This window comes from Parabacteroides sp. CH2-D42-20, assembly GCF_003670185.1.
Lineage (GTDB): Bacteria > Bacteroidota > Bacteroidia > Bacteroidales > Tannerellaceae > Parabacteroides > Parabacteroides distasonis.
The window spans coordinates 1-2430 of record NZ_RAYG01000074.1; the positions used below are offsets into that span (position 1 = coordinate 1).

Annotated in this window: 1 protein-coding gene; it reads right to left on the minus strand. The window is 39.6% G+C overall.

The window, feature by feature from the left end:
• Positions 1 to 2152, minus strand: a 2152-nt coding sequence (locus D7V92_RS21745; protein WP_121773782.1) for a hypothetical protein, incomplete at its 3' end; no start/stop codon positions are given.
• Positions 2153 to 2430 lie beyond the last annotated feature (278 nt).

Consider the following 2430-nt stretch of genomic DNA (forward strand, 5'->3'; position numbering starts at 1 on the left):
CCATCAAATATTCACCACGGATAGTTTCCTTGAACATCAAGCTATCAGCTGAATTATCAACGTTCTCACCAAGAAGTTCATTATTGAATTGACGATACAACGGAGTCTCGTCCAGAGCGATAGCGAATGCGGAAGTACGAGTCTCACCCATTACCTGAGCTTTCAAAGTAGCGGAAGCATCATAATCGGAAACACCTGCTTTATGAGTGCTGATAGCACCTGCGGAAGTAGCCTCAAGGATAGCATAGTAATGGTTACCCTCAATATGGTTGTTCTCCTTGAAGTAAACAGAGTCATTCGTAGTATTAGGATAATACTTACTCAATTTATACTTAGACTCTACCGCTACGTTATGATTACGGAAAGTAGTCTCACCATTAGTAATGATATACATCGTTCTTACCGGTCTCACCAAGCCAGGGATACGACCCGTGATCTTCTTGTCCGCATTACCGGAAACCTCCTCAGAAGGATTATAGCCATAAGCATGTTCTTTGTAAGAAGACTTAAGAGTGAACGCTTTCTTACCCTCTAACACATTCATCGTAGAATCCTTAACACCGATAAATTTATCAGATGCGTACGGATGCCAGTAGTTGAAAGTATATTTGTTCGTGATCAACTCATCATTAGTCAGATGCTTATAACCCACATACTTATCAGTATAGATTTCTTTAGCGACTGGGATAAATTCCAAAGAGTCACCAAAACTAGCAGCATACATATAAGTAGCCCCCGCATTTTTATTCAATTGGAGAGTCGCATCAGCAGCCGTACCGTCATTATACTCACGGTTATACAAATCTACAGCAGAAACCTTATTCTTATCTGTTACGTTCTTCTTCAACACAACCCATTGATAAGCAGGCATATGAGTAGCATCTTGAATATCCAAAGTCACCCACTCGTATTTACTAGATGCAGATTCATTATAAAGCGGAGCAGCATAGTACTTACCAGTCTTAGCATTTCTGATTACATAAACACCATCATCAACAGTTGTCTTTGTAGTAGGCAAAACTTTGCAACCTGCGAAACCTAACTCAATCTTAGTATTTTGAGCCGCATCTACCGTCAAGATACGAACCTTGTCTTTCAGCAACTCTTGCAAAGAGATATGCTGATTTTGCATAGCTGTAGTAACAGTAACATCTTTCCAATACGTCTCACTTGTTTTTAACAAAGATTGTTTAACCTGAATCTCCAAGCTGTCATTTGAAGGCCAATATGTAAACATAAATTTATATTGGTCTGATAAATCTGTAGCATTGATAGAATCTTTCGGAGTAGCATGATTCTTAGTACCAGTCTTATAAGTATCCTTTAAGTTGCTCCAGTTATAAGCCAAGAACTTAGCTCCACCCACAGCATTCGTATAAGCAGTATCTACGTACAAGTAAGAAGAGTCGGCTCTCAATACATGGAAATAATTAGCAGTTCCAGAAGCTTCAACCGTGAACTTCTTCTCGGTAAAGTAGTTTACCGCTCCATCTCCTAATACATCCGGAGTAAACTTCAATGTGATACCAGCTTTCTTATCTTGGGTACCAAAGATCGTATTCAATTCATCAGCACCTGAGACAACGATCGAAGCGGCCTCTACCAACTCAAATTCAGTGAAACCAGCGGCAGTAATACCAGCTGTAGTAGCTATAGTTTTAACCATTTCTACATCGCCACTAGTATTCACCTTCAAACCGATTACAGAGTCATTCGTGAAATAAGAATAGAGAACGGATTTCTCCACACCATTCTTAAATACAGGAGAGAATTTCCAACCGGAAAGATCACCACCGACAACAGCAGGTACAGCAGCTAACGGAGCCGCCGCCTTACCTTTGATCGTGCTGATCTCAAGACCTAAAAACTTTCCGATCTTGTTCGTGAAATCATACTTAGGATTCTGTCCTTGATTCTCGGCATCAACCGTTACACACCACATTGTACCTCCTAAATTTGCGGAAGAGTGAGAAACCATTTTGATTTCATCTTCGTGAGTCGTGGAATTTTCGGTAATACTCAAGAAAGCAGAACCTGCCTTAAGCTGATAAAGACCGTTATTCGCTCCTTGATTCAGCTTAACAGCACCATTAGCCGTCACCGCACCCAGAAGCGCAGCACCAGCCAAAAGAGTAGAAAACTTTTTGTTCATAATTCTAAAATTAATATTAATACTAGTGTTTATTAAGATAATCAGCTCATTACGTTATCGTATCGATTGCTTTGTCATTCAAAAACGACTAGTTTAAACGAAGGTTTTAATCTTGCGTTTTATAAGGGGTAAATAGAAAGGTTTGTTGAAGGAATCGCTTGTTTCGTAAAGGATAACCTATCCTATTGATAAGAAAGAGAATAAGCAGTAAAAAAATAGCCCGGAAGGGTTGCAAGTATCGAAGAAACGCGTACCTTTGCAAATGACTAAAAGAATCG